At 42.3% G+C, this 26,412-nt stretch carries 26 protein-coding genes; all 26 read left to right on the forward strand.

Going from position 1 to position 26,412, the window contains the following annotated elements; translation table 11 throughout:
• The 26 genes from cheA (at window position 1) to rpsO (ending at window position 26,384) form a co-directional block, all read left to right on the forward strand.
• Window positions 1-2,016, forward strand: a complete 2,016-nt coding sequence (gene cheA / locus Q3W56_RS00880) for a chemotaxis protein CheA (RefSeq protein ID WP_302894181.1) — start codon at window positions 1-3, stop codon at window positions 2,014-2,016.
• Window positions 2,017-2,037: 21 nt separating this feature from the next.
• Window positions 2,038-2,508, forward strand: a complete 471-nt coding sequence (gene cheW / locus Q3W56_RS00885) for a chemotaxis protein CheW (protein ID WP_302894182.1) — start codon at window positions 2,038-2,040, stop codon at window positions 2,506-2,508.
• A gap of 18 nt (window positions 2,509-2,526) precedes the next feature.
• On the forward strand, window positions 2,527-3,156 hold the full coding sequence (gene cheC, locus Q3W56_RS00890; protein ID WP_019714425.1) for a CheY-P phosphatase CheC: 630 nt from the start codon (window positions 2,527-2,529) through the stop codon (window positions 3,154-3,156).
• Window positions 3,153-3,653, forward strand: a complete 501-nt coding sequence (gene cheD / locus Q3W56_RS00895; RefSeq protein WP_302894183.1) for a chemoreceptor glutamine deamidase CheD — start codon at window positions 3,153-3,155, stop codon at window positions 3,651-3,653. The genes cheC and cheD overlap by 4 nt, the downstream gene beginning before the upstream one ends.
• A 22-nt stretch (window positions 3,654-3,675) precedes the next feature.
• Entirely contained in the window at window positions 3,676-4,440 is a 765-nt protein-coding gene (gene sigD, locus Q3W56_RS00900; protein ID WP_019714427.1) for an RNA polymerase sigma-28 factor SigD, read from the forward strand.
• A gap of 28 nt (window positions 4,441-4,468) precedes the next feature.
• Window positions 4,469-4,963: a DUF6115 domain-containing protein gene (locus Q3W56_RS00905; RefSeq protein ID WP_302894184.1), complete on the forward strand. Its 495-nt coding sequence runs from the start codon at window positions 4,469-4,471 to the stop codon at window positions 4,961-4,963.
• A 143-nt stretch (window positions 4,964-5,106) separates the two neighbouring features.
• Window positions 5,107-5,847: a 30S ribosomal protein S2 gene (gene rpsB, locus Q3W56_RS00910; protein WP_003220918.1), complete on the forward strand. Its 741-nt coding sequence runs from the start codon at window positions 5,107-5,109 to the stop codon at window positions 5,845-5,847.
• Between the two features lie 101 nt (window positions 5,848-5,948).
• Window positions 5,949-6,830, forward strand: coding sequence for a translation elongation factor Ts (gene tsf / locus Q3W56_RS00915; RefSeq protein WP_019714429.1), 882 nt, complete (start codon window positions 5,949-5,951; stop codon window positions 6,828-6,830).
• A 145-nt stretch (window positions 6,831-6,975) separates the two neighbouring features.
• Entirely contained in the window at window positions 6,976-7,698 is a 723-nt protein-coding gene (gene pyrH / locus Q3W56_RS00920) for a UMP kinase (RefSeq protein WP_003220923.1), read from the forward strand.
• A 1-nt stretch (window position 7,699) separates the two neighbouring features.
• Window positions 7,700-8,257: a ribosome recycling factor gene (gene frr / locus Q3W56_RS00925; RefSeq protein WP_003220926.1), complete on the forward strand. Its 558-nt coding sequence runs from the start codon at window positions 7,700-7,702 to the stop codon at window positions 8,255-8,257.
• 130 nt (window positions 8,258-8,387) lie between these two features.
• The gene (locus tag Q3W56_RS00930; protein WP_268400199.1) at window positions 8,388-9,170 is read left to right on the forward strand and encodes an undecaprenyl pyrophosphate synthase; all 783 of its coding nucleotides are present in this window, start codon (window positions 8,388-8,390) and stop codon (window positions 9,168-9,170) included.
• A gap of 3 nt (window positions 9,171-9,173) precedes the next feature.
• Window positions 9,174-9,983 (forward strand): phosphatidate cytidylyltransferase, encoded by an 810-nt coding sequence (gene cdsA, locus Q3W56_RS00935; RefSeq protein ID WP_302894185.1) that lies wholly within the window; start codon window positions 9,174-9,176, stop codon window positions 9,981-9,983.
• A 61-nt stretch (window positions 9,984-10,044) separates the two neighbouring features.
• Window positions 10,045-11,196: a 1-deoxy-D-xylulose-5-phosphate reductoisomerase gene (gene dxr, locus Q3W56_RS00940; RefSeq protein ID WP_302894186.1), complete on the forward strand. Its 1,152-nt coding sequence runs from the start codon at window positions 10,045-10,047 to the stop codon at window positions 11,194-11,196.
• A 6-nt stretch (window positions 11,197-11,202) separates the two neighbouring features.
• Window positions 11,203-12,471, forward strand: a complete 1,269-nt coding sequence (rseP, locus tag Q3W56_RS00945; protein ID WP_302894187.1) for an RIP metalloprotease RseP — start codon at window positions 11,203-11,205, stop codon at window positions 12,469-12,471.
• Between the two features lie 32 nt (window positions 12,472-12,503).
• Window positions 12,504-14,198: a proline--tRNA ligase gene (gene proS, locus Q3W56_RS00950; RefSeq protein WP_302894188.1), complete on the forward strand. Its 1,695-nt coding sequence runs from the start codon at window positions 12,504-12,506 to the stop codon at window positions 14,196-14,198.
• 108 nt (window positions 14,199-14,306) lie between these two features.
• Window positions 14,307-18,620 carry a PolC-type DNA polymerase III gene (locus Q3W56_RS00955; protein WP_302894189.1) on the forward strand — a complete coding sequence of 1,438 codons (4,314 nt, stop codon included), beginning with the start codon at window positions 14,307-14,309 and terminating at the stop codon, window positions 18,618-18,620.
• A gap of 329 nt (window positions 18,621-18,949) precedes the next feature.
• Window positions 18,950-19,420 carry a ribosome maturation factor RimP gene (gene rimP / locus Q3W56_RS00960; RefSeq protein WP_003220940.1) on the forward strand — a complete coding sequence of 157 codons (471 nt, stop codon included), beginning with the start codon at window positions 18,950-18,952 and terminating at the stop codon, window positions 19,418-19,420.
• A gap of 34 nt (window positions 19,421-19,454) precedes the next feature.
• On the forward strand, window positions 19,455-20,573 hold the full coding sequence (gene nusA, locus Q3W56_RS00965; RefSeq protein WP_302894190.1) for a transcription termination factor NusA: 1,119 nt from the start codon (window positions 19,455-19,457) through the stop codon (window positions 20,571-20,573).
• A gap of 13 nt (window positions 20,574-20,586) precedes the next feature.
• Window positions 20,587-20,862, forward strand: coding sequence for a glucose-induced regulator RulR (rulR, locus tag Q3W56_RS00970; protein WP_019714436.1), 276 nt, complete (start codon window positions 20,587-20,589; stop codon window positions 20,860-20,862).
• 1 nt (window position 20,863) lies between these two features.
• Window positions 20,864-21,166: a YlxQ family RNA-binding protein gene (locus Q3W56_RS00975; RefSeq protein WP_003220946.1), complete on the forward strand. Its 303-nt coding sequence runs from the start codon at window positions 20,864-20,866 to the stop codon at window positions 21,164-21,166.
• 19 nt (window positions 21,167-21,185) lie between these two features.
• Complete coding sequence (gene infB / locus Q3W56_RS00980) at window positions 21,186-23,333, forward strand: translation initiation factor IF-2 (protein ID WP_302894191.1); 2,148 nt, start codon at window positions 21,186-21,188, stop codon at window positions 23,331-23,333.
• On the forward strand, window positions 23,330-23,608 hold the full coding sequence (locus Q3W56_RS00985; RefSeq protein WP_302894192.1) for a DUF503 domain-containing protein: 279 nt from the start codon (window positions 23,330-23,332) through the stop codon (window positions 23,606-23,608). Before infB ends, Q3W56_RS00985 begins: the two co-directional genes overlap by 4 nt.
• A 16-nt stretch (window positions 23,609-23,624) precedes the next feature.
• Window positions 23,625-23,978, forward strand: coding sequence for a 30S ribosome-binding factor RbfA (gene rbfA, locus Q3W56_RS00990; RefSeq protein ID WP_003220952.1), 354 nt, complete (start codon window positions 23,625-23,627; stop codon window positions 23,976-23,978).
• Window positions 23,979-24,059: 81 nt separating this feature from the next.
• Window positions 24,060-24,989 carry a tRNA pseudouridine(55) synthase TruB gene (truB, locus tag Q3W56_RS00995; RefSeq protein WP_019714438.1) on the forward strand — a complete coding sequence of 310 codons (930 nt, stop codon included), beginning with the start codon at window positions 24,060-24,062 and terminating at the stop codon, window positions 24,987-24,989.
• Between the two features lie 18 nt (window positions 24,990-25,007).
• A complete protein-coding gene (gene ribF / locus Q3W56_RS01000; protein WP_302894193.1) occupies window positions 25,008-25,958 on the forward strand; it encodes a bifunctional riboflavin kinase/FAD synthetase in 951 nt (316 codons plus the stop codon).
• 156 nt (window positions 25,959-26,114) lie between these two features.
• Window positions 26,115-26,384, forward strand: a complete 270-nt coding sequence (gene rpsO / locus Q3W56_RS01005; RefSeq protein WP_003220957.1) for a 30S ribosomal protein S15 — start codon at window positions 26,115-26,117, stop codon at window positions 26,382-26,384.
• Window positions 26,385-26,412: the final 28 nt, after the last annotated feature.

Below are 26,412 nucleotides of genomic sequence, written 5' to 3' on the forward strand. Positions count from 1 at the left end.
ATGGATATGAATCAGTATTTAGATGTCTTTATTGATGAGAGTAAAGAACATTTACAAACATGTAATGAAAAGCTTCTCCTTTTAGAGAAAGACCCGACTGACCTTCAGCTCGTACATGATATATTCAGGGCTGCCCATACATTAAAAGGAATGAGCGCAACGATGGGCTATACCGACTTAGCACATCTAACCCACCTGCTTGAGAATGTGCTGGATGCAATCCGAAACGGAGACATGGCAGTTACCCCAGAATGGCTGGATATTTTGTTTGAAACCCTGGATCACCTGGAAGCCATGGTTCAATCTATTATTGATGGCGGGGATGGTAAAAGAGATATCTCAGAAGTGAGTGCAAAGCTTGATGTGAATGGTGCACACACTGAAATAGCTGCCTCTGCGGAACCTGCAGAAGCACAGAATACAGCATCTGATTGGAAATATGATGAATTTGAGCGGACTGTCATACAAGAAGCGGAGGAGCAAGGTTTCAAACGATATGAAGTCAAGATTTCTCTAAACGAAAACTGTATGTTAAAAGCAGTTCGTGTCTATATGGTGTTTGAGAAACTTAATGAAATTGGAGAAGTAGCCAAAACAATTCCGAGTGCGGAAGTGCTTGAAACAGAAGATTTCGGCACTGACTTTCAAGTTTGTTTCTTAACACAACAATCAGCGGAAGAGATTGCACAATTAATCAATGGCGTCTCAGAAATTGAGCATGTTGAAGTCATTCAAGGGGCTCCTTTAACAACAGCTGAAAAGCCGGAAGAATCTAAGCCGGCAGATTTGCCAGCACCTGTACCTGTGAAGCAGGAGAAACCAAAACAGCCTGCTAAAAACGAAGAACAGGCGAAGCATACAGCCGGCGGTTCTAAAACAATTCGTGTCAACATTGACAGACTTGATTCTTTAATGAACTTATTTGAAGAGCTTGTCATTGACCGCGGGCGTCTCGAGCAGATTGCAAAAGAGCTTGAGCACAATGAACTGACTGAAACGGTTGAACGAATGACGAGAATTTCTGGGGATTTGCAATCGATTATTCTTAATATGAGAATGGTTCCGGTTGAAACCGTTTTTAACCGCTTCCCGAGAATGATTCGCCAGCTTCAAAAAGAGCTGAATAAAAAAATTGAACTCTCGATTGTCGGTGCGGAAACTGAACTGGATCGAACAGTAATTGATGAAATCGGAGATCCTCTCGTTCACTTGATCAGAAACAGTATTGATCATGGTATCGAGTCACCGGAAACACGTTTGCAAAAGGGAAAACCGGAATCTGGAAAAGTTGTGCTTAAAGCCTATCACAGCGGCAACCATGTCTTTATTGAGGTAGAGGATGATGGTGCAGGCCTTAATCGTAAAAAAATTCTTGAAAAAGCGCTTGAGCGCGGGGTCATTACGGAAAAAGAAGCTGAAACCTTGGAAGACAATGAAATTTACGAATTGATCTTTGCTCCAGGGTTCTCTACTGCTGATCAGATTTCTGATATTTCCGGCCGTGGTGTCGGACTTGATGTTGTAAAAAACAAGCTGGAGTCTCTGGGCGGTTCAGTCAGTGTGAAATCTGCAGAAGGTCAAGGCTCTCTATTCAGCATCCAGCTTCCGCTTACCTTGTCCATTATTTCAGTTCTCCTGATCAAATTGGAAGAAGAGACATTTGCTATTCCAATTTCTTCAATTATTGAAACGGCAGTTATTGACAGAAAAGACATTTTGCAAACGCATGACCGTGAAGTGATTGACTTTAGAGGGCATATTGTCCCTGTCGTTTATTTAAAAGAAGAGTTTAAAATAGAAGATACAAGACAAGATGCGGAACAGCTCCATATCATTATCGTGAAAAAAGGCGACAAACCTACTGCATTTGTGGTGGACTCCTTTATTGGCCAACAGGAAGTTGTGCTGAAATCACTCGGAGATTATTTAACAAACGTCTTTGCAATTTCCGGAGCTACTATTTTAGGAGATGGAGAAGTAGCGCTCATTATTGATTGTAATGCACTGATTATTTAACCATTCGAGGAGGTGTCTCACATGACTGCGGAAATTAAAACGGGCGAAAAAATGATTGTCTTTATGGTTAATGGCAAAGAATATGCTATTTCCGTCACTCAGGTGAAATCAATTGAAAAATGGCAAAAGCCAACGAGAGTGCCTGGCGTCTTACCATATATTTGCGGAGTAATCAATTTGCGCGGGGTAGTGACTCCGGTTATTGATTTAAGAAAACGCCTGAATTTGCCAGAGTATGATATTACCGATGAAACACGAATTATCATTATTGCTTATCGTGATACTGAAATCGGCTGGATCGTGGATGAAGCTAATGATGTGATAACCGTACAAGAAAGTGAAATCGAATCCGCTCCAGAAAGCATCCAGAAAGATACGGATGTGTCGATCGAACAGATTGTGAAACAAGAGAACAGACTCTTAAATATTATTGATGCGAACGCGGTTTTGGATAAAGAATCATCTCAGTCCGCTGTGCCCGATCAAGCTTAATCTTAAAGGGGTTATGACATGAGTATTTTTAATGGAATCAAAGAAGAGCAGATGGACATTTTGCGGGAAGTCGGCAATATAGGCGCTGGCCACTCCGCCTCTGCAATGGCACAGCTGTTAAATAGAAAGATAGATATGGAAGTCCCATTTGCAAAGCTGTTGTCTTTCGATGAGCTTGTCGATTTTTTCGGCGGCGCCGATATCCCGGTTGCCAGCATTTTTTTAAGAATGGAAGGCGACTTAACGGGTTCAATGTTCTTTATAATGCCTTTTTATCAGGCGGAGCAGTTTATCAGAGAGCTGATTGGAAACCCCGATTTTGATATAGAAGACTTAGGCGAAGATCATATGAGCTCATCCGCTTTGCATGAACTGGGCAATATTTTAGCAGGATCATATTTAACAGCTTTGGCGGATTTGACGAAACTCCAGCTTTATCCAAGTGTTCCTGAAGTTTCACTGGACATGTTCGGCGCTGTGATAAGCGAAGGATTGATGGAACTCAGTCAGGTCGGAGAACACGCTATTGTTGTGGACACGTCAATTTTTGACCAAAGCCATCAGCAAAAGCTGAAAGCGCATATGTTTATGCTGCCGGACTATGATTCATTTGAAAAGCTCTTTGTTGCCTTGGGTGCATCATTATGAGTACAACTGAGGCTGTTGTTGTAAAGGTTGGAATTGCTGATGTGAAGATCGCCAGCTTCCCGGACACCATCAGGACCTCTGGGTTGGGATCATGTGTGGGACTGGTGCTTTATGATAAAGAAAAGCAGACGGCGGGGCTTGTTCATGTCATGCTTCCTGATTCGACGTTATCGAAAACTGCCAAACTCAATCGGGCTAAGTATGCTGACACAGCCGTAAAGACCACGATTGATATGTTGATAGAAGCGGGATGCCGGAAATTCGCATTAAAAGCAAAGCTGGCCGGCGGATCAGAGATGTTTAAATTTAAATCGACAAATGATTTGATGAAGATAGGACCGAGAAATGTATTAGCGATAAAAGAACAGCTGTCTTTATATAATATTCCTATCATTAGTGAAGATACGGGTGGCTCAAGCGGCCGGACGATAGAATTTGAACCGAAGTCCTGCATGCTGCATATTCGAACTGTTAAACAAGGTGAAAAAACGATTTAATTAAGGTATTAGGGGGATAACAATGCAATCCTTGAATTATGAAGATCAGGTGCTTTGGACGCGCTGGAAAGAGTGGAAAGATCCTAAAGCCGGTGACGATTTAATGCGCCGTTACATGCCGCTTGTTACATATCATGTAGGCAGAATTTCTGTCGGGCTGCCGAAATCAGTGCATAAAGACGATCTTATGAGCCTTGGTATGCTTGGTTTATATGATGCCCTTGAAAAATTTGACCCCAGCCGGGACTTAAAATTTGATACCTACGCCTCGTTTAGAATTCGCGGCGCAATCATAGACGGGCTTCGTAAAGAAGATTGGCTGCCCAGAACCTCACGCGAAAAAACAAAGAAGGTTGAAGCAGCAATTGAAAAGCTTGAACAGCGTTATCTTCGGAATGTATCGCCCGCAGAAATTGCAGAGGAACTCGGAATGACGGTACAGGATGTCGTGTCAACAATGAATGAAGGTTTTTTTGCAAATCTGCTGTCAATTGATGAAAAGCTCCATGATCAAGATGACGGTGAAAACATTCAGGTCATGATCAGAGATGACAAGAATATTCCGCCTGAAGAAAAGATTATGAAGGATGAACTGATTGCACAGCTTGCTGAAAAAATTCACGAACTCTCTGAAAAAGAACAGCTTGTTGTCAGTTTGTTCTACAAAGAGGAGCTGACATTGACAGAAATCGGACAAGTATTAAATCTTTCTACGTCCCGCATATCACAGATCCATTCAAAGGCATTATTTAAATTAAAGAATCTGCTGGAAAAAGTGATTCAATAAAGAAATTCATGGTTAGCGAGTGAAAAACATGTCAACACTATTATGGCTTTTAAGCTTTACGCTCCACGGCGTTCTTCTGTACGCTGTCATTATCTTGTATACGAGGCTCGCGGCTGTGAAGGAAACAGAAAAACAGCAAAAGAAGATACTTGAAGAGACGGAAAACACACTGGCTGCATTTCTTCTTGAATTAAAAGAAGAAAATGAGAAACTGATAGAAAATATCGATTCACCTTCAAGTCATACGGAAGAAGAAACCGAAAATTCAGACCTTCGGCACCCTGAAAAAGATTCAGAGCCGGATGCTGCTCGAGAAGAAGAGAATCCTCTTAAAGGTCTGATTACTGAGGTTGAGCGTCAGGAAGAGAGCGTAAACAGTATTGCCCAATCATTTGAAGACCGGGCCATAGAATTATATGAGCAGGGGTATTCGGCCAGTCAAATTGCTCAGAAACTGAAGAGCGGAAAGACAGAAATCGAGCTATTTTTAAAATTTCGCTCCAAAGGTGTAAAGGATTCTTGATTGTCGGATAAAGCTGTGTTATATTATGTCTTGGTGTTAAATACACACGCTTAACGATTTATGCAGAGGGTGCTGCAGGCGGCAGTTCTGCACAAAAATGACCTAAGCGGAGGAAAAAAACCATTATATTAGGAGGAAATAACATGTCAGTCATTTCTATGAAGCAATTGCTTGAAGCTGGTGTTCACTTCGGTCACCAAACACGCCGTTGGAACCCAAAAATGAAGCGTTATATTTTCACGGAGCGTAACGGAATCTACATCATTGACCTTCAAAAAACAGTCAAAAAAGTAGAGGAAGCTTACAACTTCACTAAAAATCTTGCTGCTGAAGGCGGAAAAATCCTTTTCGTCGGAACAAAAAAACAAGCTCAAGATTCTGTTAAAGAAGAAGCTCAACGCTCTGGCATGTACTATGTCAACCAACGCTGGTTGGGCGGTACGTTAACAAACTTTGAAACAATCCAAAAACGTATTAAACGTCTTAAAGACATTGAAAAAATGCAAGAAAACGGTACGTTCGATGTACTTCCTAAAAAAGAAGTTGTTCAATTGAAAAAAGAATTAGAGCGTCTTGAAAAATTCCTGGGCGGAATTAAAGATATGAAGGATCTTCCTGATGCATTGTTCATCATCGATCCTCGTAAAGAGCGCATCGCTGTTGCGGAAGCTCGCAAATTAAACATCCCTATCATCGGTATCGTAGATACTAACTGTGATCCAGATGAAATCGATGTTGTCATCCCAGCGAACGATGACGCTATCCGTGCTGTTAAACTTCTAACTTCTAAAATGGCAGATGCAATCTTAGAAGCGAAGCAAGGCGAAGAAGAAGCGGAAGTTGCTGAAGAAACTGCACCAGAAACAGAAACAACAACTGCGTAACCTATTCAAAAGGTGATAAGAGGGACTGCCTTTTATCACCTTTTTTCAAGAAAAATGTGTAATATACATACTCTTGTTTTAACATATAAGGAGGAATACAAATGGCAATTACTGCACAGCAAGTAAAAGAACTGCGTGAAAAAACTGGCGCGGGCATGATGGATTGTAAAAAAGCGTTAACTGAAACTGACGGAGATATGGACAAAGCAATTGACCTTTTAAGAGAAAAAGGGATTGCGAAAGCAGCGAAAAAAGCTGACCGTATCGCGGCAGAAGGTTCTACTCTTATTAAAACTGACGGCAACAAAGGCGTTATCTTAGAAGTAAACTCTGAAACTGACTTCGTTGCGAAAAACGAAGGCTTCAAAGAGCTACTTAACACTTTAGCTGACCACCTTCTAGCAAATGCTCCAGCAGATGTTGAAGAAGCAATGGCTCAAAAAATGGAAAATGGCTCTACTGTTGAAGAATACATCACAAGTGCAGTTGCTAAAATTGGTGAGAAAATCACTCTTCGCCGCTTTACAGTTCTTACAAAAGACGACAGCTCTGCATTCGGTGCTTACCTACACATGGGCGGCCGCATCGGCGTATTAACTGTTCTAAACGGTACAACTGACGAAGAAACTGCGAAAGATATCGCAATGCACGTTGCTGCGGTTAACCCTCGTTACATTTCTCGTGATCAAGTATCTGAAGAAGAAAGAAATCATGAGCGTCAAATTTTAACTCAGCAAGCCCTTCAAGAAGGTAAACCTGAAAACATCGTAGCGAAGATGGTTGAAGGCCGTCTGAACAAATTCTTCGAAGAAATTTGTCTTTTAGACCAAGCGTTCGTTAAAAACCCAGATGAAAAAGTGAAACAAGTGGTTGCAGCGAAAAACGCAACTGTTCAAACTTATGTACGCTATGAAGTTGGAGAAGGCATCGAAAAACGTCAAGAAAACTTTGCTGAAGAAGTAATGAACCAAGTGAAAAAATAATGGCGAAAAGATTTCGCGGCCAAGTCGCGTCTTTTCAGGCAGTATAGGGGACACACTTTGTGTTCCCTATTTTTAAAACTATATTTACAAACCTTTTTTTCTCTTGCATAATAGAAAACGGCAATGTTTACACTTGGAGGTTATCATGGAAAAACCAAAATACAAACGTATCGTATTAAAGCTTAGCGGGGAAGCATTGGCAGGAGAACAGGGAAACGGAATTAACCCAACTGTCATTCAATCCATTGCAAAGCAAGTGAAAGAAATCGCTGAGCTTGAAGTCGAAGTGGCTGTTGTAGTAGGCGGCGGCAACTTATGGCGCGGAAAAACAGGAAGTGACCTGGGCATGGACCGTGCAACTGCGGACTATATGGGAATGCTGGCAACAGTTATGAATTCGCTTGCTCTCCAAGACAGCTTGGAAACACTCGGAATCCAGTCCAGAGTGCAAACATCCATTGAAATGAGACAAGTTGCTGAACCGTACATAAGAAGAAAAGCGATACGCCACTTAGAGAAAAAACGTGTCGTTATTTTCGCTGCGGGCACAGGAAACCCATATTTCTCAACTGATACGACAGCTGCACTGCGGGCTGCTGAAATTGAAGCAGACGTTATTTTAATGGCTAAAAATAATGTTGACGGTGTGTATAACGCTGATCCTAGAAAAGATGAATCAGCTGTTAAGTATGAATCACTTTCTTATCTTGACGTTCTTAAAGACGGCCTGGAAGTCATGGATTCAACAGCATCATCTTTATGCATGGATAATGACATTCCGCTTATCGTCTTTTCTATTATGGAAGAAGGAAACATCAAACGTGCCGTTATCGGTGAATCAATCGGAACGATCGTGAGGGGGAAATAACGTGTCAAAAGAAGTATTAACTCAAACAAAAGAAAAAATGGAAAAAGCAATTGCTGCTTATCAACGTGAATTGGCTACTGTACGCGCAGGCCGTGCAAATCCATCTCTATTAGATAAAGTAACGGTTGAATATTACGGAGCACAGACACCTTTAAATCAGCTCTCTTCTATTAACGTGCCTGAAGCTCGTATGCTCGTTGTAACGCCGTACGACAAATCAGCAATCGGCGATATCGAAAAAGCAATTTTAAAAGCTGATCTAGGTATTACGCCAACAAGTGACGGCAATATGATTCGAATTGCGATACCGGCGTTAACAGAAGAAAGACGGAAAGAATTAGTGAAAGTTGTAAAAAAATATGCTGAAGACGCGAAAGTAGCTGTCCGTAACGTTCGCCGTGATGCTAACGATGATCTCAAAAAACTTGAGAAAAACGGAGACATTACCGAGGATGAACTGCGTGCTTCAACTGAAGACGTTCAAAAACTGACAGATGAATATGTGTCAAAAATTGACAGTGTCACAAAAGACAAAGAAAAAGAAATCATGGAAGTTTAATGAAAAACTATGTACAATAGATAATAGTGAAAAGACCCTCTCATGTTTACAGGGGGTTTTTTTGTTAATACTGTTGATTACATTGATTATCAGCAGGGAATGCAACCTTTTTGGGTGACGGAGGAATCTCATGCTCAACATACTCAAAAATTGGAAGAACCAGCAAACTGCGGCTTCCAACTTAGAACGTTATACAAAAGAAGACATACTTAAGGGAGAAATTCCCGAACACATCGCCATTATCATGGATGGAAATGGCCGTTGGGCTAAAAAACGCTCTCTTCCCCGAATTGCAGGCCACCATGAAGGGATGAAGGTGGTAAAAAGGACAACGAAGCTTGCAAACGAATTAGGTGTAAAAGTACTGACATTGTATGCATTCTCAACAGAAAACTGGAAGAGGCCGAAAATGGAAGTCGATTTTTTGATGAAACTTCCGGAAGAATTTTTGAATACGTATCTTCCAGAACTTGTTGAGGAAAATGTACAGGTTCGGATCATTGGAGATAAAACGGCTTTGCCGGCACACACATTACGTGCGATTGAAAAGGCGGTACAGGATACGGCACAAAACGACGGAATGATTCTTAATTTTGCTCTTAATTATGGAGGCCGTACAGAGATTGTCACTGCTGCAAAAACACTTGCGGAAAAAGTGAAGGATGGCTCTTTGAATATTGAAGACATCGATGAATCTCTTTTTTCTAATTATTTAATGACTGAATCTTTGCAGGATCCTGAACTTTTAATTCGAACGAGCGGCGAGATTAGACTAAGCAATTTTATGCTATGGCAGGTTGCCTACAGTGAATTTGTCTTTACTGACGTCTTGTGGCCTGACTTTAAAGAAGATCACTTCTTACAGGCGTTAGGAGAATATCAGCAAAGAGGCCGGAGGTTTGGCGGAATTTAGAGGATGGTGCACATGAAACAAAGAATTTTGACAGGTGTTCTGGCAGCAATTGTATTTTTATTTTTGGTTATTGTCGGGAAATTGCCGTTCACCATATTAATTTATGTTATGGGCAGTGTGGCGCTTTTTGAACTTTTACGAATGAAAAAGCTGAAGCTGGTTTCACTGCCGGGTTTGATCGGCCTTTTATTATTGTGGATGTTCTTATTGCCAAGCCAGTATTCGTTTTTTGAAGCGGACGGTATTTCAAAAATGGAAATCGCTTTGTTTGCGGTACTGCTTTTGCTGACTTACACAGTGTTGGTGAAAAACACCTTTACTTTTGATGAAGTCGGTTTTATTATGCTTGCAGCAATTTACATCGGAATGTGTTTTCATTATTTTATAGAAATCAGAAATCTTGACCAATACGGGTTAACATACATTTTTTACGCGTGTGTCGTGATTTGGTCCACTGATTCCGGTGCATATTTTGTCGGGAAAGCGCTTGGTAAGCGAAAACTGTGGCCTGAAATCAGTCCGAATAAAACAGTGGAAGGATTTGTAGGTGGAATTGTTATCGCGCTTGTATTGGCGACGATTTTTCAGGTTGTTGCACACCTTCCGGTCCCGTATATCTATCTGTTATTGATCACGCTGTTTTTGTCTGTCTTCGGACAACTTGGAGATTTAGTGGAATCCGCCTTAAAAAGACATTATGATGTAAAGGATTCTGGAAAGATTCTTCCCGGGCATGGCGGTATCTTAGACCGTTTTGACAGTTTCTTGTTTGTTATGCCTTTCTTGTACTTTCTGCTTGCCATTTTTTCATAAAAACGTCTAATATGAATATGAGACTGATTATGCAGCAAAAAGAATAGGAGTAGTGGCAACTTTGAAGAATATTTGTCTTTTAGGAGCAACAGGATCAATCGGCGAACAGACACTTGACGTACTTCGTACACATCAAGATCAATTTCAGCTGGTATCTATGTCGTTTGGCAGAAATATTGATAAGGCCGTCCCAATGATAGAGGCCTTTCAGCCGAAGTTTGTCTCTGTCGGTGATCTAGATACATATCGTAAATTAAAACAAATGTCTTTTTCTTTTGAATGCCAAATCGGGCTTGGGGAAGAGGGACTGATAGAAGCAGCAGTAATGGAGGAGGTTGACACCGTTGTCAACGCCTTGCTCGGAAGTGTTGGTCTTATCCCTACGTTAAAGGCAATTGAACAGAAAAAAACAATTGCGCTTGCAAATAAGGAAACTCTTGTCACTGCAGGGCATATAGTAAAAGAACACGCTAAGAAATTCGATGTTCCGCTGCTGCCTGTTGACAGTGAGCATTCAGCCATTTTTCAAGTGCTGCAAGGCGAACAGGCTAAAAACATCGAACGCCTCATCATTACGGCATCCGGCGGAAGTTTTCGGGACAAGACGCGGGAGGAGCTCGAATCAGTAACAGTTGAGGACGCATTAAAACATCCAAATTGGTCAATGGGTGCAAAAATTACGATTGATTCGGCTACAATGATGAATAAGGGGTTAGAGGTGATCGAGGCACATTGGCTTTTCGATATACCATATGATCAAATTGATGTGGTCTTACATAAGGAGAGCATCATCCATTCAATGGTTGAGTTCCATGACAAAAGTGTGATCGCACAGCTCGGAACTCCGGATATGAGGGTTCCAATTCAATATGCGCTCACTTACCCTGACCGGTTGCCATTACCAGATGCGAAAAGGCTTGAATTATGGGAAATCGGCAGCCTCCATTTTGAGAAAGCTGATTTTGACAGGTTCCGCTGCTTACAATTTGCTTTTGAATCAGGTAAAATAGGAGGAACAATGCCGACAGTGCTTAATGCGGCAAATGAAGTAGCTGTCGCTGCCTTTTTAGCCGGCAAGATACCGTTTTTGGCTATTGAAGACTGTATCGAAAAGGCACTATCTCGCCATCAGCTAGTTAAAAAACCGAGTCTGGCGGACATTCAAGAAGTGGACAAAGATACCCGGGGATACGTCAATTCAATACTCACATAAGGTGGTATGTTCGTGAATACAGTTATAGCGTTTATCATTATTTTCGGAACGCTCGTTTTCTTCCATGAACTGGGCCATTTATTGCTAGCCCAAAGAGCGGGAATTCTCTGCCGTGAATTTGCGATCGGCTTCGGTCCAAAGATTTTTTCTTTCAAAAAGAATGAAACAGTTTATACGATCAGGCTCCTTCCAGTCGGCGGATTTGTCCGTATGGCTGGCGAAGATCCGGAAATGATTGAGGTGAAACCCGGTTACACGGTTGGGCTTCTATTTAATAAAGAAGATCAAGTTGAGAAAGTCATCATCAATCAAAAGGAAAAATACCCGAATGCTTTAGTCATCGAAGTAGAAACAGCGGATTTAGAGCATGACATGAAGATCACAGGCTATGAACAGGGGAAAGAGGATGAGCTTTCCAGCTTTACTGTCAGCCAAACATCCTTTTTCATTGTAGACGGAGAAGAAGTGCAGATTGCGCCGTATAATCGCCAATTTGGTTCCAAACCTGTGTGGCAGCGGATTAAAGCGATTGCTGCAGGGCCGATTATGAACTTTATTTTAGCTTACGTCATTTTAGTGATGCTTGGGCTGATTCAAGGCGTGCCGTCTAATGAGCCTGTGCTTGGGCAGCTGACAGACAATGGCCGGGCGGCCGTAGCGGGGCTAAAAGAAGGGGATTATATCCAAAGCATTAACGGAGAGAAAATGAGGTCCTGGACTGACATTGTCTCCGCTGTAAAAGAAAATCCGGAAAAAGAAATGGATGTTTATGTAAAAAGAAATGACAAAACGCTTCATATTGCAGTGACTCCGGAAGCTGTAAAGGATGAGAACAAAAAAACAATCGGACGTTTCGGTTCCTATGCGCCGACTGAAAAAGGTGTTCTATCAGCAGTTGCTTACGGCGCGACATCAACAGTTGATGTCACCAAAGCCATTTTAACCAACTTAAGCAAATTAGTAACAGGCCAATTTAAACTTGATATGCTGTCAGGTCCGGTCGGCATATATGACATGACAGACCAAGTGGCGAAAACAGGGTTAGTGAACTTATTTCAGTTTGCTGCGTTTCTAAGCATTAACCTTGGGATTGTCAACTTGCTTCCAATTCCGGCACTTGACGGAGGAAGACTGTTATTCCTATTTATTGAAGCAATTCGGGGCAAGCCGATTAACAGGGAAAAAGAAGCATTTGTTGTGTTTATCGGGGTAGCTTTCTTAATGCTTCTTATGCTGGTCGTCACATGGAATGATATCCAGCGGCTGTTCTTGTAAACGAAAAGTAAATCAATCAGAGGTGCGAAGAAATGAGACAAAGCTTGACGCTTATTCCTACGCTCCGTGAAGTTCCAGCTGATGCCGAAGCAAAAAGTCATCAGCTTCTTCTGAGAGCAGGATTTATCAGACAGAATACGAGCGGGGTATACAGCTATATGCCTCTTGCGTATAAGGTGATTCAAAACATTCAGCAGATTGTTCGTGAAGAAATGGAGAAAATTGATGCCGTTGAAATGCTTATGCCCGCATTGCAGCAGGCTGAGACATGGCAGGAATCAGGCAGATGGTATACGTATGGCCATGAACTGATGAGACTAAAAGACCGTCATGGCCGTGAGTTTGCTTTAGGGGCTACGCATGAAGAAATTATCACTTCACTTGTTCGCGATGAGGTTAAATCTTATAAACGTCTCCCTCTGACTCTGTATCAAATTCAGTCTAAGTTCAGAGATGAAAAACGTCCTCGCTTCGGTTTGTTAAGAGGCCGCGAATTTATTATGAAGGATGCGTATTCTTTCCATGCATCTGAAGAGAGTCTGGATGAAACGTATCAAAAAATGTACGAGGCCTATTCTAATATTTTTGCCCGCTGCGGCATTAATGTAAGACCTGTCATTGCCGATTCAGGTGCAATGGGAGGAAAGGATACGCACGAGTTTATGGCACTTTCTGCAATCGGTGAGGATACAATTGCATATTCAGATGAATCACACTATGCGGCTAATATCGAAATGGCTGAAGTTCTTTACCGAGAAGTACCTTCTGATGAAGAGCCTAAGGCTTTAGAGAAAGTCCACACGCCAAACGTGAAAACAATTGAAGAACTGACTGCGTTTTTACAGGTTTCCGCTGAAACCTGCATTAAATCGGTCTTGTTTAAAGCAGATGACCGTTTTGTCTTAGTGCTTGTAAGAGGCGACCATGAAGTCAACGATATTAAAGTGAAAAACCTGCTTCAAGCAGAAGTTGTGGAGCTTGCCACATCTGAAGAGGTCATTCAGCAGCTCGGAACAGAGCCAGGCTTTGTCGGTCCTGTCGGTGTCAATCAAGATGTTGAAGTATATGCCGATCAGGCTGTGAAAGCAATGGTCAATGCTGTTGCCGGTGCGAATGAAGGAGATCATCATTATAAAAATGTCAACGTGAACCGTGATGCGCATATTAAAGAATTCGCTGATCTTCGTTTCATTAAAGAAGGTGATCCTTCACCAGATGGTAAGGGCACGATCCGTTTTGCGGAAGGAATTGAGGTTGGACAAGTCTTTAAACTCGGAACACGCTATTCTGAAGCGATGAATGCGACATACTTAGACGAAAACGGACGCGCACAACCAATGCTGATGGGCTGTTACGGAGTAGGTGTGTCAAGAACGCTTTCAGCTATTGCTGAACAGCATCACGACGAAAAAGGATTAATATGGCCAAAAAGCGTTGCGCCGTACGATCTTCATATTCTTGCTTTGAATATGAAAAACGATTCGCAAAGAGAGCTTGCTGAAAAGCTGTATGCCAATTTAAAAGCAGAAGGCTATGAAGTGCTCTATGATGATCGTACTGAACGCGCCGGCGTAAAATTCGCTGATTCAGATCTAATTGGCCTTCCAATCCGCATCACTGTCGGAAAACGAGCGGACGAAGGAATTGTCGAAGTGAAAATCCGTCAAACGGGTGAGTCAACTGAGGTTTCAGTAGACGAATTATCTGCTTTTATCTGCAAGCAGTAATCACCATAACGATTTATCAAAAAACATGTTAAAATAGAAATAATAGAAGGTACCTCATTGCCTGAGGTACCTTCACTTATGATGTTTTTAGGGAGGGATACTGTCTTAATGGAACAGTTATCAGTAAACAGAAGGCAGTTTCAAATTCTTCTGCAGCAGATTAATATGACAGATGATACCTTCATGACATACTTTGAAGATGGCGAGATTAAAAAGCTGACAATACACAAAGCTTCTAAGTCTTGGCATTTTCATTTTCAATTTAAATCTTTGCTGCCTTTTCAAATATATGACACATTAACAACGAGGCTGACGCAATCGTTTGCCCACATAGCAAAAGTGACATCTTCAATTGAAGTGCAGGATGCCGACGTTAGTGAAAGTATCGTTCAAGACTACTGGTCACGATGCATTGAAGAATTGCAAGGCATTTCGCCGCCGATTATCAGTCTCTTAAACCAGCAAAAACCGAAGCTGAAGGGTAATAAACTAATTGTCAAAACAAAAACGGATACAGAAGCGGCTGCTCTTAAGAACAAATACAGTTCCATGATACAAGCCGGCTACCGTCAATTTGGGTTCCCAGACCTTCAGCTTGACGCTGAAATATTTGTATCCGAGCAAGAAGTTCAAAAGTTTCGGGAGCAAAAGCTTGCAGAAGACCAAGAGCGGGCCATGCAGGCGCTGATTGAAATGGAGAAGAAAGATAAAGAAAGTGATGAAGATCAAGTGCCATCTGGGCCTCTTGTCATCGGTTACCAAATTAAAGATAACGAAGAAATCAGGACGCTTGACAGCATCATGGACGAAGAACGGAGAATTACAGTCCAAGGTTACGTGTTTGACGTGGAGACCCGCGAGCTGAAAAGCGGGCGTACGCTGTGTATCTTCAAAATTACAGACTACACAAATAGTATTTTAATCAAAATGTTTGCACGTGAAAAAGAAGATGCGGCACTAATGAAGTCTCTGAAAAAAGGAATGTGGGTAAAAGCACGCGGAAGCATTCAAAATGACACTTTCGTCAGAGATCTCGTCATGATCGCAAATGATGTAAACGAAATAAAAGCAAAAACCCGGGAAGATTCGGCTCCTGAAGGAGAAAAAAGAGTGGAATTGCATTTGCATTCTCCGATGAGCCAAATGGATGCTGTTACAGGTATTGGAAAGCTTGTCGAACAGGCGAAAAAATGGGGGCATGAGGCCATCGCTTTGACGGACCATGCTGTCGTTCAATCCTTCCCTGATGCGTATGCTGCCGCCAAAAAGCATGGAATTAAAATGATTTACGGAATGGAAGCGAATCTCGTTGATGATGGCGTGCCAATTGCTTATAACGCTGCACACCGTCTGCTTGAGGAAGAAACATATGTTGTTTTTGACGTCGAGACGACGGGACTGTCTGCTGTATACGATACCATTATTGAGCTGGCTGCAGTAAAAGTAAAAGGCGGAGAAATTATTGATAAATTTGAGGCGTTTGCGAACCCGCACCGTCCGCTTTCAGCCACGATCATAGAGCTGACTGGCATCACCGATGATATGCTTCGCGACGCTCCTGATGTCGTAGATGTGATAAGAGATTTCAGAGAATGGATTGGCGATGATATCCTTGTCGCTCATAATGCGAGCTTTGATATGGGATTCTTAAACGTAGCTTATAAAAAGCTTCTTGAAGTCGAAAAAGCTAAAAACCCAGTCATTGATACGCTTGAGCTTGGCCGTTTTCTCTATCCGGAATTTAAGAACCACCGTTTGAACACACTTTGTAAAAAGTTTGATATCGAATTGACACAGCATCACCGAGCGATCTATGATACTGAGGCGACTGCTTACTTGCTTCTGAAAATGTTGAAAGACGCAGCTGAAAAAGGCATTCAATACCATGATGAGCTGAATGAAAATATGGGTCAGTCCAACGCTTATCAAAGATCTAGACCGTATCATGCAACAATACTCGCTGTGAACAGCACGGGGCTTAAAAATTTATTTAAGCTTGTGTCACTTTCGCATATTCATTATTTTTACAGAGTGCCACGTATCCCGAGGTCTCAGCTTGAGAAATACAGGGAAGGGCTTCTGATCGGTTCAGCCTGTGACAGGGGAGAGGTTTTTGAAGGGATGATGCAAAAGTCGCCTGAAGAGGTTGAAGATGTGGCGTCATTCTATGATTATCTTGAGGTTCAGCCGCCTGAAGTGTACCGTCACTTGCTGGAGCTTGAACTGGTCCGCGATGAAAAATCGCTGAAAGAAATTATTGCGAATATCACGAAATTGGGTGAAAAGCTTAATAAACCGGTTGTTGCTACGGGAAATGTACATTACTTGAATGATGAGGATAAAATTTACAGAAAGATTTTAATATCTTCTCAAGGCGGCGCCAATCCGCTGAACAGACATGAACTCCCGAAAGTGCATTTCAGAACGACAGACGAAATGCTTGAAGCATTTTCTTTTTTAGGCGAAGAAAAAGCGAAGGAAATCGTTGTTACCAATACCCAAAAGGTTGCTTCTTTAATCGATGATATCAAGCCGATTAAAGATGATTTGTATACACCGAAAATTGAAGGCGCCGATGAAGAAATCAGAGAAATGAGCTATCAGCGTGCAAGAAGCATTTACGGCGAACAGCTGCCTGAAATTGTCGAAGCGCGGATTGAAAAAGAATTAAAGAGTATCATTGGACACGGCTTCGCTGTTATTTACTTGATCTCTCACAAACTTGTAAAACGTTCACTAGATGACGGGTATCTCGTAGGTTCCCGTGGTTCCGTAGGATCTTCATTAGTTGCGACGCTTACTGAGATTACTGAGGTTAACCCGCTGCCGCCGCACTATGTCTGCTCTGAGTGCCAGCATTCTGAGTTCTTTAATGACGGTTCTGTCGGTTCCGGTTTTGACTTGCCCGACAAGCTATGTCCTCATTGCGGAACACCTTTGAAAAAAGACGGCCATGATATTCCGTTTGAAACGTTCCTAGGATTTAAAGGGGACAAAGTACCTGATATCGATTTGAACTTCTCAGGGGAATATCAGCCCCAAGCACACAATTACACAAAAGTATTGTTCGGAGAAGACAATGTATATCGAGCGGGAACAATAGGCACAGTTGCAGAAAAAACAGCCTACGGTTATGTAAAAGGCTACGCCGGAGACCATAATCTCCATATGCGCGGGGCCGAAGTAGATCGGCTCGTACAAGGATGTACAGGTGTAAAACGTACAACTGGACAGCACCCTGGGGGTATTATCGTAGTTCCGGATTATATGGATATTTATGATTTTTCACCGATTCAGTTCCCGGCAGATGCCACGGGTTCAGAGTGGAAAACGACTCATTTTGATTTCCACTCCATCCATGATAACCTGTTAAAACTGGATATTCTCGGACACGATGACCCGACCGTCATTCGGATGCTTCAAGACTTAAGCGGAATTGATCCGAAAACAATTCCAACCGATGATCCTGAAGTGATGAAGATTTTCCAGGGACCCGAATCACTCGGTGTTACAGAAGAACAGATCGGCTGTAAAACAGGAACTCTTGGAATCCCTGAATTCGGAACAAGATTTGTCCGGCAGATGCTTGAAGACACAAAGCCGACAACTTTTTCCGAGCTCGTTCAGATTTCGGGCTTGTCTCATGGAACTGATGTATGGCTCGGCAATGCGCAAGAGCTCATCCACAATAATATTTGTGAGCTGAGTGAGGTTATCGGCTGCCGTGACGACATTATGGTTTATTTAATCTATCAAGGCCTTGAGCCGTCCCTTGCCTTTAAAATCATGGAATTTGTGCGTAAAGGAAAAGGATTAACTCCTGAATGGGAAGAAGAAATGAAAAATAACAATGTCCCAGACTGGTATATTGATTCTTGTAAAAAGATTAAATACATGTTCCCGAAAGCCCACGCCGCGGCTTATGTATTAATGGCAGTCCGCATTGCTTACTTTAAAGTACATCATGCGCTTCTGTATTATGCGGCTTATTTTACCGTTCGTGCAGACGACTTTGATATCGATACAATGATCAAGGGCTCTACGGCAATCAAGGCGGTAATGGAGGATATTAATTCTAAAGGGCTTGATGCTTCTCCGAAGGAAAAAAACCTTCTGACTGTTTTAGAATTAGCGCTTGAAATGTGTGAGAGAGGCTATTCATTCCAAAAAGTCGATTTATATCGCTCCAGCGCTACAGAGTTCATTATTGACGGCAACAGTCTTATCCCGCCGTTTAACTCCATTCCTGGATTAGGGACGAACGCCGCTCTAAACATTGTAAAGGCTCGTGAAGAAGGCGAATTCCTCTCAAAAGAAGATTTGCAAAAGAGAGGGAAAGTGTCAAAAACGATTCTAGAGTATTTAGATCGTCACGGCTGCCTCGAATCACTGCCTGATCAAAACCAATTGTCATTGTTCTAACATAGAAGCAGAATTTCTCTCGGAATTCTGCTTCTATGCATATATATCCGCAAAAAGTGCCATCGTAACATTAGAGTTTCTGTCATTTGCTTAGGTATGAAGGTAAGCGTATATTCATTTGCAATAAAAATATGGTTATGGTATAGTTTTATTGGAAATGCTAACGATTACCGAGGCAAAGAGTGGGGAAACCCGCTCTTTTGTATTGAACAAGAGAATTTTGTCTCGACATGTTCATCGTTTACTTTTTAGCCCCTGCTCTCTTGAAGCAGGGTTTTTATGCAGAGTGACGAGACGAATATGATATCGACAGCACAAGGAGGAAGAACATGAGCAAAAAAGTGACTGACACCGTTCAAGAAATGGCTCAGCCAATCGTAGACAGCCTTCAGCTGGAACTCGTTGACATTGAATTTGTCAAAGAGGGTCAAAGCTGGTTCCTTCGCGTGTTTATTGATTCCGATGACGGTGTGGATATTGAGGAATGTGCCAAAGTAAGCGAAGCTTTAAGCGAAAAGCTTGATGAGGCAGATCCAATCAGCCAAAATTACTTTCTTGAAGTCTCATCTCCGGGAGCTGAGCGTCCGCTAAAGAAAAAAGCCGATTTCGAAAAATCACTTGGAAAAAATGTGTATATTAAGACTTATGAGCCTATTGAGGGCGTAAAAGTGTTTGAAGGTGAACTGGCTGAATTTGATGGACAAACAGTGACAGTTGAGATCACGATCAAAACAAGAAAGAAACGGATTAATATTCCGTATGAAAAGATAGCTAATGCAAGATTAGCTGTTACATTCTGATGAATACAAATGTTTTAAGGGGGGAGACCGTTAAATGAGCAGTGAATTATTAGATGCTCTCACGATTCTTGAAAAAGAAAAAGGCATCAGCAAAGAAATTATCATTGAAGCAATCGAAGCTGCGTTAATTTCTGCTTATAAGCGGAATTTTAATCAAGCGCAAAATGTACGGGTGGATTTAAACCGTGAAACAGGCTCCATCCGTGTATTTGCAAGAAAAGATGTCGTTGACGAAGTATACGACCAAAGGCTGGAGATCTCTATTGAAGAGGCGCAGGGCATCCATCCGGAATATATGGTCGGCGATGTCGTTGAAATCGAAGTAACGCCTAAGGATTTCGGGCGCATAGCTGCTCAAACAGCGAAGCAGGTCGTCACACAGCGTGTGCGCGAAGCTGAGCGCGGTGTAATATATTCTGAATTTATCGACCGTGAAGAAGACATCATGACAGGTATCGTTCAGCGCCTGGACAATAAGTTTATCTACGTGTCTTTAGGCAAAATTGAAGCCTTGCTGCCGGTTAATGAGCAGATGCCGAATGAAAGCTACAAGCCTCATGATCGCATTAAGGTATACATCACAAAAGTAGAAAAAACGACGAAGGGCCCGCAGATTTATGTGTCAAGAACACATCCAGGCCTGTTAAAGCGTTTGTTTGAAATTGAAGTGCCTGAAATTTATGATGGAACTGTCGAGCTGAAATCTGTTGCCAGAGAAGCTGGCGACCGTTCAAAAATTTCTGTTCGAACAGACGATCCTGACGTGGACCCTGTCGGCTCATGCGTAGGCCCTAAAGGCCAGCGTGTTCAGGCGATCGTCAATGAATTAAAAGGTGAAAAAATTGACATTGTCAACTGGTCCAGTGATCCTGTAGAATTTGTCGCGAATGCGCTCAGCCCTTCGAAAGTGCTGGATGTCATGGTTAATGAAGAAGAAAAAGCGACAACTGTGATTGTTCCTGATTACCAGCTGTCCCTGGCGATTGGTAAAAGAGGACAAAACGCACGCTTAGCTGCTAAACTGACAGGCTGGAAGATTGATATTAAGAGCGAAACGGACGCAAGAGAACTTGGAATCTATCCGAGAGAACTTGAAGAAGAAGACGATGAGCCGCTCTTTACGGAGCCTGAAACTGCTGAATCGGATGAATAAGAGGTGACCTTAGGTGAATAAACACAAAAAGATCCCGTTACGCAAATGTGTAGTGACTGGTGAAATGAAGCCTAAAAAGGAACTGATCCGAGTTGTACGTTCGAAAGAAGGCGAAGTCTCAGTAGACCCGACCGGAAAAAAGAACGGGCGGGGTGCTTATTTAACGCTGGATAAAGAGTGCATCTTAACAGCAAAAAAGAAAAACACTTTGCAAAATCAATTTCAATCACAAATCGATGACCAGATTTTCGATGAATTGCTGGAACTGGCGGAAAAGGTGAAAAAATAAAATGTCTGGAATGGAATGGTTTCCCTTGCTGGGTCTGGCCAATCGAGCTCGTAAGGTCGTGTCAGGCGAAGACTTGGTAATAAAAGAAATCAGGAATGCGCGTGCAAAGCTTGTCCTGCTTACAGAGGATGCATCTTCTAACACAGCGAAAAAAGTAACCGACAAGTGCAATTATTATAAAGTCCCTTATAAAAAAGTCGAGAGTCGCGCGGTTCTTGGACGCTCTATCGGTAAAGAAGCCCGTGTCGTTGTCGCCGTCACTGACCAAGGTTTTGCGAATAAGCTGATCAGCTTGCTCGATTAATATTTTTGGGGGTGAACGAATGGCTAAAATGAGAGTATACGAATATGCAAAAGCGTTAAATGTTTCAAGTAAGGAAATTTTAACCGCACTGAAAAACATGGATTTAGAAGTGAATAATCATATGGCCATGCTTGAGGAAAAGGCCATTAAACAGCTTGATGCCAAATATAAAAAAGGCGGCGCAGCCGCTAAATCTCAAAAGCCAGCAGAAACGAACAAAAACAAACAGCCGCAAGGGATCAATCAGCAATCAGCTGGAAATCAACCAAATAAAATTCGAGACGGAAAGAAGAATGACGTGCAGAATAATCAATTTAACAAAAACAAGAAGAATAACAACAACAAAAAAAACAAACGCAACCACAACAATAAAAACCAACATCAGCAAAAGCCTGTAAAGCCGAAAAAAGAGCTCCCTGAGAAAATTACATTCTCTGGCACATTAACAGTCGGCGCACTGGCTGAAGAGCTTGGTAAAGAGCCTTCAGAAATCATTAAAAAACTGATGCTCCTTGGCGTAATGGCAACCATTAACCAAGAGCTTGATAAAGACACAATTGAACTCATTGCATCAGAATATGGTGTTGAAACAGAAGAAGTTATTGTGCTTGAGGAAACAGAGCTGGAAAAATACGAAGAGCCTGATAATGAAGAGGATCTTGAAATTCGTCCTCCTGTCGTTACGATCATGGGTCACGTTGACCACGGGAAAACGACGCTTCTTGACAGCATCCGTAAAACGAAGGTTGTTGAAGGAGAAGCAGGCGGGATCACTCAGCATATTGGTGCTTATCAAATTGAAGAGAACGGCAAGAAAATTACGTTCTTGGATACTCCGGGCCACGCCGCATTTACAACGATGCGTGCACGCGGTGCGGAAGTAACTGATATTACAATTCTCGTTGTTGCTGCTGATGACGGTGTAATGCCGCAAACAGTAGAAGCGATTAACCATGCAAAAGCTGCTGAGGTTCCAATTATCGTGGCTGTGAATAAAGTCGATAAAGAATCCGCAAATCCTGACCGTGTGATGCAAGAACTGACGGAATACGGACTTGTCCCTGAAGCTTGGGGCGGGGAAACAATTTTTGTTCCGCTTTCCGCTTTAACCGGGAAAGGCATTGATGAACTCGTTGAAATGATTTTGCTTGTCAGTGAAGTAGAAGAATTGAAAGCGAATCCGAATCGCCAGGCAAAAGGAACGGTTATTGAAGCAGAACTCGATAAAGGCAGAGGGTCAGTTGCGACATTGCTCGTACAGACTGGAACACTGCATGTCGGTGATCCGATCGTAGTCGGCAACACATTTGGCCGTGTCCGTGCAATGGTTAACGACATTGGACGCCGTGTGAAAACTGCCGGCCCGTCAACTCCGGTTGAAATTACCGGTTTGAATGATGTCCCTCAAGCGGGAGACCAATTCCTTGTCTTTAAAGATGAAAAAACAGCTCGTTCTGTTGGGGAAGCCCGTGCTTCGAAACAGCTTGAAGAGCAGCGCAGCGATAAAGCGAAGCTGAGTCTTGATGACTTATTCGAGCAAATTAAACAGGGTGATGTAAAAGACATCAACATCATCGTTAAAGCTGACGTTCAAGGATCTGCTGAAGCTTTAACAGCCGCACTTCAAAAAATTGAAGTAGAGGGCGTTAAAGTAAAAATCATCCATACAGGCGTTGGTGCAATTACCGAATCTGACATTATCTTGGCATCTGCTTCCAATGCAATTGTTATCGGGTTTAATGTGAGACCGGACGGAAATGCTAAGAGTACGGCTGAAGCTGAAAATGTAGATATTCGCCTTCACCGTATCATTTACAAAGTAATCGACGAGATTGAAGCTGCCATGAAGGGCATGCTTGATCCTGAATATGAAGAAAAAGTAATTGGTCAAGTAGAAGTACGCCAAACATTCAAAGTATCTAAAATCGGTACAATTGCCGGCGGATATGTTACTGAAGGAACCATTACGCGCAACAGCGGCCTCCGTTTAATTCGTGACGGCGTCGTCATCTTCGAAGGCGAAGTAGACGTTCTGAAACGTTTTAAAGACGATGTGAAAGAAGTTTCACAAGGCTATGAATGTGGTATTACAATTAAGAAATACAATGACATTCGCGAAGGTGACATTCTTGAAGCGTTTGTCATGCAAGAAATTGAAAGAACGTGATCGGATTTGCGGAGTGTGAATGCATCATTTATGATGCAGGATCGCTAAAAGAAAAGCGTGCCGTTCTGAAGCGGATTCTAACCAGGGTTCAAAACAAGTTCAATGTTTCGATTTCGGAAATTGGCTATCAGGACACATGGCAAAGGACCAGCTTCGGAATCGCCGCTGTTACTTCCTCTCGCGTTCAAACAGAAAAAGAGCTGCAGCGCGTCCTAGCGTTTATCGATTCTTTTCCTGAAATTGAACGGACTATCACTAGGACAGAATGGTTTTAACTTAGAGGTGATTGAATTGAGTATGAGAGCAAACCGTGTCGGCGAGCAAATGAAAAAAGAACTCGGTGATATTATCAGCCGCAAGCTGAAAGATCCGAGAATTGGTTTTCTGACAGTAACGGATGTACGTGTATCAGGTGATTTGCAAATTGCAAAGGTGTATATCTCGGTTCTCGGTGACGAGAAGAAACGGGAGGAAGCGCTGAAAGGGCTGGAAAAAGCAAAAGGATTTATCCGATCCGAAATTGGCAGCCGCATCAGACTTCGAAAAACACCTGAAATTGAATTTGAATTCGATGAATCAATCGATTACGGAAATCGTATCGAAACACTGATTCACGAAATACATTCAGAGAAACCATCTGAATAAAAAGGGAGAGGATAGGCGTATATCGTCTGTCCTCTTTTCTGCGTTTAAAGAGAAAAGCTCAAAAGAAGGAGTGAAAGACGAATGGTTAACGGAGTTCTCCTTTTACATAAACCAGTCGGCATGACATCGCATGACTGTGTCATGAAGATCCGCAAACTGTTAAAAACAAAAAAAGTAGGACATACGGGGACGCTCGATCCAGAAGTATCAGGCGTGCTTCCGATTTGTGTGGGAAGAGCGACAAAAATTGTCGAATACTTAACTGAAAAGTCTAAAACGTATGATGCGGAAATAACGCTTGGCTTTTCAACGACAACTGAGGATCAAACCGGCGAAACGGTTGAAACAAAGCCCGTCAATCAAGACATTGATAAAGCGGAAGTAGAAAAGGTGTTAAACAGTTTAAAGGGTAAACAGGAGCAAATTCCTCCCATGTATTCCGCTGTAAAAGTAAACGGCAAAAAATTATACGAGTACGCAAGAGCAGGGATTGAAGTAGAACGTCCGAAACGCATGATTACCATTGAAGACATCGCACTGACGACAGAGATTAAACATAACGGAGAAACCGCAAGCTTTCGATTTACAGTGACATGCTCTAAAGGGACCTATGTAAGGACGCTGGCGGTCATGATCGGGGAAAAACTCGGATATCCGGCTCATATGTCTCATTTAATTCGCACAGCATCCGGAGATTTCTCTCTTGATGAATGCTTTACCTTTGAAGATCTGGAAGCACAGGTCCAGTCCGGAACCGTGGGAGAGCATACAGTTCCTATTGAACGTGCGCTCAATCATTTGCCGAAATGGATCATAAGTGATACATTAGCTAAGAAAGTAGAAAATGGGGCCTTGCTTGAGACGCCCGAGCAGTTTTCTGAAATGGCAAGCGAAGACCGCATAGCCGTTTTTACTGAATCCGGAAGCTGTTTGGCGATTTATTTCCCCCATCCTGCAAAAAAAGGGCTGTTAAAGCCGGCAAAAGTATTGATGCAAAAAAGCGAACAATAGAAAAAAGGTGACCGTTCTGTGAAGACGATACATATAAAACATCCTCATCATTTAATCAAAGAGGAGCAGGCAAAGTCTGTGATGGCGTTAGGTTATTTTGATGGCGTTCATCTTGGGCATCAAAAGGTAATCAGCACAGCGAAGCAAATAGCCGAAGAAAAGGGTCTGGCATTAGCTGTGATGACCTTTCATCCTCATCCTTCTCATGTATTGGGCAGGGATCAGGAGCCAAAGGATCTGATTACGCCTCTTGAAGACAAAATAAACCAAATTGAACAATTAGGCACAGAGATTCTGTACGTCGTTAAATTCAATGAAGCATTTGCTTCTCTTTCTCCTAAGCAGTTTGTGGATCAGTATATAATTGGCCTTAATGTACAGCACGCAGTGGCTGGTTTTGACTTTACGTATGGCAAATATGGCAAGGGAACAATGGAAACCATGCCGCTTGATTTAGAAGGAAAAGCAGAGTGCACAATGGTAGAAAAATTAACGGAGCAGGATAAAAAAATTAGCTCCTCGTATATTCGTACCGCGCTTCAAAACGGAGACGTTGAATTGGCGAGAATCTTGCTCGGACAGCCTTATTTTATAAAAGGAATTGTCATTCACGGTGATAAAAGAGGGCGGACCATCGGGTTTCCGACAGCAAATGTCGGTTTAAATAACAGCTATATCGTTCCGCCGACGGGTGTATATGCCGTAAAAGCGGAAATGAACGGCAAAGTTTACAATGGCGTTTGCAATATCGGCTATAAGCCGACGTTTTATGAAAAACGTCCGGAGCAGCCTTCAATCGAGGTCAATTTGTTTGATTTTAATCAGGAAGTATACGGAGCTGCTATAAAAATCGAATGGTATAAACGGATTCGGAGCGAGCGAAAATTCAATGGCATCAAAGAATTAACAGAGCAAATTGAGAAGGATAAGCAGGAAGCCATCCGTTATTTCAGCAATTTGCGGAAATAACATGCAACGTACACAAATTTCAATCTAAAATATTTGCATCTGGGCGCGATTTTTAGTATTATAGTTTTCGTAGTCTTAAAACCATTGCTTGGCAATCCGAAGTCACCGACGGTTGCTAGGTAACTGGGGCTAAATATGATTTGGAGGTGAAACAGGATGGCAATTACTCAAGAGCGTAAAAACCAACTCATCAACGAGTTCAAAACACACGAATCTGATACTGGATCTCCAGAAGTTCAGATCGCTATCCTAACTGACTCAATTAACAACTTGAACGAGCATTTACGTACTCATAAGAAAGACCACCACTCACGTCGCGGTCTTCTTAAAATGGTAGGTAAGCGTCGTAATCTTCTTACGTATCTACGTAATAAAGACGTAACTCGTTACCGTGAGTTAATTAACAAACTAGGCTTACGTCGATAATCGTAAAAAGCGGGAGGATTCCCGCTTT

This window comes from Bacillus sp. C28GYM-DRY-1, assembly GCF_030519405.1.
Taxonomy (GTDB): Bacteria; Bacillota; Bacilli; order Bacillales; family Bacillaceae; genus Bacillus; species Bacillus spizizenii_A.

Excerpts from the sequence above, each read along its gene's own strand:
- cheC (WP_019714425.1), top strand. The coding sequence starts at position 2,527 with ATGAGTATTTTTAATGGAATCAAAGAAGAGCAGATGGACATTTTGCGG.
- cheW (WP_302894182.1), top strand. The coding sequence starts at position 2,038 with ATGACTGCGGAAATTAAAACGGGCGAAAAAATGATTGTCTTTATGGTT.
- Q3W56_RS00905 (WP_302894184.1), top strand. The coding sequence starts at position 4,469 with ATGTCAACACTATTATGGCTTTTAAGCTTTACGCTCCACGGCGTTCTT.
- rpsB (WP_003220918.1), top strand. The coding sequence starts at position 5,107 with ATGTCAGTCATTTCTATGAAGCAATTGCTTGAAGCTGGTGTTCACTTC.
- proS (WP_302894188.1), top strand. The coding sequence starts at position 12,504 with ATGAGACAAAGCTTGACGCTTATTCCTACGCTCCGTGAAGTTCCAGCT.
- infB (WP_302894191.1), top strand. The coding sequence starts at position 21,186 with ATGGCTAAAATGAGAGTATACGAATATGCAAAAGCGTTAAATGTTTCA.
- Q3W56_RS00955 (WP_302894189.1), top strand. The coding sequence starts at position 14,307 with ATGGAACAGTTATCAGTAAACAGAAGGCAGTTTCAAATTCTTCTGCAG.
- cheA (WP_302894181.1), top strand. The coding sequence starts at position 1 with ATGGATATGAATCAGTATTTAGATGTCTTTATTGATGAGAGTAAAGAA.
- truB (WP_019714438.1), top strand. The coding sequence starts at position 24,060 with ATGGTTAACGGAGTTCTCCTTTTACATAAACCAGTCGGCATGACATCG.
- cdsA (WP_302894185.1), top strand. The coding sequence starts at position 9,174 with ATGGTGCACATGAAACAAAGAATTTTGACAGGTGTTCTGGCAGCAATT.
- Q3W56_RS00975 (WP_003220946.1), top strand. The coding sequence starts at position 20,864 with ATGTCTGGAATGGAATGGTTTCCCTTGCTGGGTCTGGCCAATCGAGCT.
- nusA (WP_302894190.1), top strand. The coding sequence starts at position 19,455 with ATGAGCAGTGAATTATTAGATGCTCTCACGATTCTTGAAAAAGAAAAA.
- pyrH (WP_003220923.1), top strand. The coding sequence starts at position 6,976 with ATGGAAAAACCAAAATACAAACGTATCGTATTAAAGCTTAGCGGGGAA.
- tsf (WP_019714429.1), top strand. The coding sequence starts at position 5,949 with ATGGCAATTACTGCACAGCAAGTAAAAGAACTGCGTGAAAAAACTGGC.
- rseP (WP_302894187.1), top strand. The coding sequence starts at position 11,203 with ATGTTCGTGAATACAGTTATAGCGTTTATCATTATTTTCGGAACGCTC.
- cheD (WP_302894183.1), top strand. The coding sequence starts at position 3,153 with ATGAGTACAACTGAGGCTGTTGTTGTAAAGGTTGGAATTGCTGATGTG.
- rpsO (WP_003220957.1), top strand. The coding sequence starts at position 26,115 with ATGGCAATTACTCAAGAGCGTAAAAACCAACTCATCAACGAGTTCAAA.
- rimP (WP_003220940.1), top strand. The coding sequence starts at position 18,950 with ATGAGCAAAAAAGTGACTGACACCGTTCAAGAAATGGCTCAGCCAATC.
- sigD (WP_019714427.1), top strand. The coding sequence starts at position 3,676 with ATGCAATCCTTGAATTATGAAGATCAGGTGCTTTGGACGCGCTGGAAA.
- Q3W56_RS00930 (WP_268400199.1), top strand. The coding sequence starts at position 8,388 with ATGCTCAACATACTCAAAAATTGGAAGAACCAGCAAACTGCGGCTTCC.